Below are 7189 nucleotides of genomic sequence, written 5' to 3' on the forward strand. Positions count from 1 at the left end.
TAAACCAAAAGATCATGCAAAGTTAGCAGCAATTGCTCAGACTCAAATTGGGCTTATTCCGACAAATTTGCTAGGTTGAATTCACTTCTGAAGCTCAGCACAATAATCATCAGGTAGATTTAAATTGAATCTCATTGATTGAAATGGTGCATCGATGTCTCAGCAGGCGAATTCTTTAATTCAAAAATACAATGTACCAGGTCCACGCTATACCAGTTATCCAACCGTGCCGTATTGGGAGGAAGCTGAGTTTTCATTGCAACAGTGGAAACAGGGATTGAAGCGTTCATTTGATGAGACCAATCACAGCGAAGGCATCAGTCTGTACATCCATCTACCATTTTGTGAAAGCTTATGTACGTTTTGTGGTTGCCATAAAAAAGTCACAAAAAAACATGAGATGGAGCTGCCTTATATTCAGGCGGTGCTGAAAGAATGGGACTTATATTGTCAACTCTTGGTTGATCGGCCAATAATTAAAGAAATTCATTTGGGCGGTGGAACGCCTACTTTCTTTTCTCCTGAGCATCTCACCCAGTTGATTCAAGGCATTCTAGTGCATGCTGATATTGCCGATACACATGAATTTAGCTTTGAAGGGCATCCGAACAATACCACACGTGAGCATTTACAAGCTTTGTATGATGTTGGTTTTCGACGCGTAAGTTATGGAGTGCAGGATTATAATGAGAAGGTGCAAAAAGCCATCCACCGTATTCAGCCCTTTGCACATGTTGAACAAGTGACACAGTGGGCACGTGATATTGGCTATACCTCTATTTCGCATGACTTGGTTTTTGGTTTGCCATTTCAGGATTTAAACGACGTGTTGCATACCATTGAACAGACCAATCGTTTGATGCCAGATCGTCTAGCCTTTTATAGCTATGCACATGTACCATGGATTAAGGGCAATGGTCAGCGTGGTTTTAAAGATGCCGATGTCCCGAAAGATGATTTAAAGCGTCAATGCTATGAAGAAGGTAAAAAACAGCTACTGGCGCAGGGCTATCATGAAATTGGGATGGATCATTTTGCATTAACCCAAGATCCGATGTATCAAGCTTTTCAGCAGGGCAGTTTGCACCGTAATTTTATGGGCTATACCGCATCGAAAACCCAACTGATGATTGGTCTCGGCTTATCTTCGATCAGTGATAGTTGGTACAGCTTTGCACAAAATGAAAAGAAAATTGAAGACTATTATGCACGTTTAGAGCAAAACCAAATTCCTGTTTATCGAGGTCATGTGCTGACTGAAGAAGACTTGATTATCCGTAAACATATTCTGAATTTGATGTGTACATTCCATACTTCGTGGGCAGGTCCAGAAATGCAATTTCCTGAGCTTGATGAAGTATTAGCGCAATTGGCTGAAATGCAAGAAGATGGCTTGCTCGAGATTTTTGATCAGCACATTCAGGTGAGTGATGCAGGCAAGCCTTTTGTCCGTAATATCTGCATGGCTTTTGATTTACGATTAAAACGTCGTGTTCCTGAAAATCGTATTTTTTCGATGACGATTTGATCTCCCCTAACCCCTCTTTATTTAAAGAGGGGAAAGCTTCCCTTTTGTAAAGGGAGGTTTGGAGGGATTTATAGATGGAGAATTTAAAGGACTTTTAAAAATCGTCCTTTTGATACATATGCGACATACGATCATGTTTGGTTTTTAAATATTGTTCGTTAAAGGGATTTAAACCCACAGTCAGCGGAACACGATCAACGACATTCACGCCTTGCTCTTGGAGCGCTTCAATTTTTAATGGGTTATTAGTAATGAGACGCACAGCTGTAATGTTGAGATGATTCAACATGATAGGGCACATATCATAACGACGTGCATCGGCAGGAAGATCCAATAATAAATTGGCATCCACTGTGTCATGGCCTTGGTCTTGTAGGGCGTAAGCACGAATTTTATTGGTCAAGCCAATACCACGACCTTCTTGGCGTAAATATAAAATCACCCCTTGACCTGCTTCATTAATTAATTTTTGGGTCGCTTGAAGCTGTGGGCCGCAGTCACATTTGAGTGAAGCGAAGGCATCACCGGTGAGGCATTCGGAGTGGATACGAACTAAAACAGGTTCAGTGGGAGCTTGTTCTAGTCCTTTAGAGAGTGCGACGTGTTCTTCACCGGTTTCAGGATCCTGAAAACCGTAATATTGAATTCACCAAAAGCGGTCGGTAATCTTGACGTTGCGACAAATTCTATAGGCACTGCTTAACCCGTTTATTCGATTATAAATTGGCTAAAGTATAGCGTAATGCTTGGACATTGGTAGAATTGCAACGACGAATTTATGCAGAACATTTTCTTTTTTGTATAAAGCGAACGATAATAGTTGATAAATAGGAAGATTATTCAGGATAATCTGACTCATTCAAAATCTCCCCAACGAGATCATTGCTAAAAATTACATCGCTACAAGTTTGGCTGATTGTAAGGTGATACAATTCGACGATATGATCGAGTTACCCATTTAGACCGAGCTTAGGAATTTGCCAGGCTTTAGAAGGCTTTGCCACATTATGCTGTATAAAGAAATACCATTTCAACGCCCTGTAACACCGTTGCTGGATACGATTAACCATCCTCAACAACTTCGTTTACTCGAGCGCAGCCAATTAGAGCAAGTGGCGGATGAGTTACGTCAATTTATTTTGTATGCGGCCGGACAAAGTGGTGGGCATTTTGGTGCCAATCTTGGGGTGATCGAATTAACCGTGGCATTGCATTACTGTTTTGATACACCACGTGATCGTCTGATTTGGGATGTGGGTCATCAAGCCTACCCGCATAAAGCCTTAACGGGTCGTCGTGAACAATTAGTGACGATTCGTGCCAAAGATGGTTTGGCTGCGTTTCCTGCCCGTGAAGAATCTGAATTTGACACCTTTGGCGTAGGCCATTCATCAACAGCGATTTCTGCTGGCCTTGGAATGTCATTAGCACGTCGCTTCAAGCAAGATCCCTGTCATGTGGTTGCAATCGTGGGTGATGGCGCGATGACAGCGGGTATGGCTTTTGAAGCAATGAACGATGCGGTGGCACACAATGCTGACCTTATGGTGGTATTGAACGACAACGATATGTCGATCTCATGCAGTACTGGTGGTTTTGCTAAGCATTTGGCTGCGATTTGGGAAAGTGGTCAATCGGTGAATATTTCTGAAAATGGCGAAGCCTATATTCAACCTCATCCTGAATGGGCGTATAACTCACGCCTACATTGTGCTGCGACCGATGCTGCAGATAATCTATTTAAAGCCATTGGCTTTGACTACTTTGGTCCTTTTGATGGGCACGATGTTGAACAATTAACACATGTGTTTGAAGCCTTAAAAAAACGCAAAGGCCCACGTTTAGTGCATGTCTATACCAAAAAAGGTAAAGGCTTTGCACCTGCCGAAGCAGATCAAATTAAATACCATGCCATCAGTAAACTGAATGCACCTGCTGCTGTGGCAACTGCACCGAAATATTCAGATGTTTTTGGTCAGTGGTTATGTGATGAAGCTGCACAGGATGATCGTTTATTAGCGATTACTCCTGCGATGTGTGAAGGCTCAGGCATGGTGCAATTTGCAAAGCAGTTCCCTGAGCGTTTTTTTGATGTTGCTATTGCAGAACAACATGCGGTGACTTTGGCTGCGGGTATGGCCTGTGAAGGGGTAAAACCGGTTGTTGCAATCTATTCAACCTTCTTACAACGTGGTTATGATCAACTGATTCATGACGTCGCTTTGCAAAATCTCGATGTGACATTTGGTATCGACCGTGCAGGTTTGGTTGGTGAAGATGGCCCAACGCATGCCGGTGCTTATGATTATGCCTTTATACGTACCGTGCCGAACATGGTGGTCATGGCGCCGAAAGACGAAAATGAATGTCGTCAAATGTTACATACGGCTTATTTGTATAAAGGCCCAGCGGCAGTACGTTACCCACGAGGTAATGGACTAGGTGTCGAGATTCAGCAAGAGATGACCGAGCTTGAAATTGGCCGTGGTGAAATTCTTATAAGCTTTAATGATCAGCAAGATGCAACAATTTCGATTTTAGCATTTGGTAGCCGTGTTCAGGCAGCGGTTGAGGCGGCTAAAGTATTGGCTGAAAAACTGGATGTTGCAGTTCGTGTGCTAAATATGCGTTTTGTAAAACCATTAGATACACAGTTGATCGATCAAATCGCGGCAAGCACGCAACTATTTGTGACAGTTGAAGAGCATGCAGTGATGGCGGGTGCGGGTAGTGCGGTAAATGAATATTTAGCGCAGGCTAGTATTGTTAAACCGATGCTAAATTTAGGTTTGTCAGATGAATTTATGCATCAGGCGACACATGCTCAAATGCTACAACAAGCTGGACTAGATGCTGAAGGCATTATCACTTCTGTGACACAAAGCTGGATAAAGCATAAGTCAACTGTAGTTTGCTGAATTTCTAATTTTTAGAAACATTTTTTCCCTAAAAGCCCTTATATTTGATAAGATATACTTTTATGCATTATTCTTTATCAGTATCTTCAAATTTGTAGTGGGTGTTCAATGGAACCTATGGTGGTTATGGCTGCGCGTGCGGCTCAATTAGTTGGTCAAGAGCTTTTAAAAGCGCATCAAAATCGTCATAAACTCGATCTACAAGTCGAAGAAAAAGGAATTGATGGTCCAGTAACGCGTGTAGACCGTTATTTGGAACAATTGACTATCGATACCCTACGTAAAAGCTATAAAAATCACAGTTTCCTAGGCGAAGAGTTTGGTCTTCAAGAAGGCAAAGGTCACGATGCTGATTGGTGTTGGATCATCGACCCACTTGATGGCACATTAAACTTCGTTAATGGTGTTCCACATTTCTGCATCTCTATCGCAGTTCAACATAAAGGTGTAACTCAGCACGGTGTTATTTATGACCCTGTGAAAGATGAGTTGTTCTCTGCAAGCCGTGGTCGCGGTGCGATGATGAACCAACGCCGTATTCGTGTAAATGTAAAAGACAGCTTAGAAAACACTTTCCTTTCAGTGGGTCATGCGTATCGTAAAATTCGTAATGGCGAAGTGGTTTCTTATGCGAAAAACCATTTCAACTCATTGTTAAATGTGACTGAAGCCGGTGCTCAATACCGTCGTTCAGGTTCTGCTGCTCTTGATCTAGCATATGTTGCTGCAGGTCGTTTCGATGGTTATTTCGAACTTGGTTTGAAACCATGGGACATCGCTGCAGGTGAACTTATTGTGAAAGAAGCGGGTGGTACTGTGGTTGATGCTCGTGGTGGTAACGACTCAATGGACAATGGTCAAGTACTTGCATGTTCTATGAAAATGCTTAAACCACTTATGCAAGCTGTTGTTCCAGCTTGGGGTGAAGCTGCTAAATAATAGAACACTTAGTTCGAGTTTATTGACAGAATAATGAAATAAAGCCCTCTTTGTGAGGGCTTTATTTTTGTCTAATCGGTCAAAAATAAAGGCTTAAACACCTATAATTTAAAGCTTCTTACAAAAAATATTCTGAAGTTGACTAAAACAGGTGACATTTAAAAACTTTCTGCTATAATCCCCGCACGCACTAAATTTCGTTCATTACCTGAACATTCTCTTCTATCATTGTGTATGCGCGTTCCGGTCCAAAGAGAGGACGATATTTCGCGCCCCACCCAATCGCTAAGCGATTCCTTCAGGTTGCGGCTGTAATCATGTGTGCGTTATACACATCGTCGTTCTCGGATCGCCGCTGATTCTATATTTTCAGCGTTTTTTGCTGTGCCGCTTTTTGCCGATGTCCATCTGAATTTATATTTTTAATGGAGCACCCATTTTTGGGGTGAAATACTCTATGAGCAAAACTTTTGCTGATTTTCCTTTACATGAGTCGTTACAACTAGCATTACAAGGTCTAGGTTTTACTACTCCGACTCCAGTGCAAGAACAATCAATTCCAGCTGCATTAGAAGGTAAAGACCTTCTTGTATCAAGCCAAACTGGTTCTGGTAAAACTGCTGCATTCTTACTCCCAACTGTGAATGCTTTGGCTGGTCAAGACACTTTGATGTCTTTCAAAGAGCGTATGAAAGCGGTAACTGCACCGTCTATTCTTGTACTTTGCCCTACACGTGAATTGGCTCAACAGGTTAGCCAAGACGCAATTGCTTTAGTACGTCATATGAAAGGTGTTCGTATTGCTGCAATTATGGGTGGTATGCCTTTCGGTAAACAAATTCAACAGCTTAAAGGTGCACAAGTTGTCGTAGCGACTCCAGGTCGTTTACTTGACTTGGTTAACCGTCGTCAAATTAAACTAGACAACGTTGATGCGTTAATCGTTGACGAAGCTGACCGTATGCTTGACTTAGGTTTCTCTGAAGACCTAGAAGCGATCAGCGACTTGGCTGCTAACCGTAAACAAACATTAATGTTCTCTGCAACATTTGCGCCGCGTATCATTACACTTGCAGAACGCATGATGAATGATCCACAGCGTATTGCGATTGAAACTGGTCACTCTACAAATACTGACATTACTCAGACTCTTCATTGGACTGACGGTTTCGAACACAAGAAAAAACTTTTGACTCACTGGTTATCTGATGAGTCTGTAGATCAAGCAGTTGTATTCGCATCTACTCAAGAAGATACAGATATGTTGGCTGAAGAACTTGCAGAAGCAGGTCACTCAGTTGTCGCTCTTCACGGTGCAATGCCACAAACTGTACGTAACCGTCGTTTACGTAGCATTCGTGAAGGTCGTGCAAAAATCTTAGTTGCGACTGACGTTGCTGCACGTGGTCTAGACGTACCAACTATTTCTCACGTAATTAACTTCGGTCTTCCAATGAAGAATGAAGACTATGTACACCGTATCGGTCGTACAGGTCGTGCGGGCCGTACTGGTAACGCGATTACTTTAGCGACTTACCGTGAACGCGGTAAAATTCGTGCTTTAGAAGACTTCTTAGATGCACGTTTAAATGTATCTGAAATTGAAGGTCTTGAGCCATCTCCACCTCCTGCACGTGGTAGCCGTGATGGCGGTCGTGGTCGTCGTGATGGCGGTCGCGGTGGTCGTGGTGGTTTCGGTGGCGGTCGTCGTTTTGAAGGTGAGTCAAACTTCAAACGTCGTGAAGGCAACCGTGATGGCGAACGTCGTTCATTCGGTGGCGAAGATCGTCCACGTCGCGAATAC

4 protein-coding genes and 1 pseudogene are annotated in these 7189 nt (G+C 42.8%); 4 read left to right on the forward strand and 1 reads right to left on the reverse strand.

Going from position 1 to position 7189, the window contains the following annotated elements:
- Positions 1–154 precede the first annotated feature (154 nt).
- Positions 155–1528, forward strand: coding sequence for an oxygen-independent coproporphyrinogen III oxidase (gene hemN, locus AVJ20_RS03815; protein ID WP_111884197.1), 1374 nt, complete (start codon positions 155–157; stop codon positions 1526–1528).
- 94 nt (positions 1529–1622) lie between these two features.
- On the opposite strand, the pseudogene ribA reads toward hemN, so the two are convergent.
- Positions 1623–2224 (reverse strand): annotated as a pseudogene (ribA, locus tag AVJ20_RS03820) (GTP cyclohydrolase II).
- A gap of 311 nt (positions 2225–2535) precedes the next feature.
- Between ribA and dxs the strand changes: the two are divergent.
- From dxs to AVJ20_RS03835, 3 genes are all read left to right on the forward strand, one after another.
- Positions 2536–4446: a 1-deoxy-D-xylulose-5-phosphate synthase gene (gene dxs / locus AVJ20_RS03825; protein WP_111884198.1), complete on the forward strand. Its 1911-nt coding sequence runs from the start codon at positions 2536–2538 to the stop codon at positions 4444–4446.
- Positions 4447–4554: 108 nt separating this feature from the next.
- Complete coding sequence (locus AVJ20_RS03830; protein ID WP_078189303.1) at positions 4555–5385, forward strand: inositol monophosphatase family protein; 831 nt, start codon at positions 4555–4557, stop codon at positions 5383–5385.
- Positions 5386–5842: 457 nt separating this feature from the next.
- On the forward strand, positions 5843–7189 hold a 1347-nt coding region (locus AVJ20_RS03835), incomplete at its 3' end, for a DEAD/DEAH box helicase (RefSeq protein ID WP_111884199.1).

This window comes from Acinetobacter sp. CFCC 11171, from assembly GCF_003268405.1.
GTDB lineage: Bacteria > Pseudomonadota > Gammaproteobacteria > Pseudomonadales > Moraxellaceae > Acinetobacter > Acinetobacter amyesii.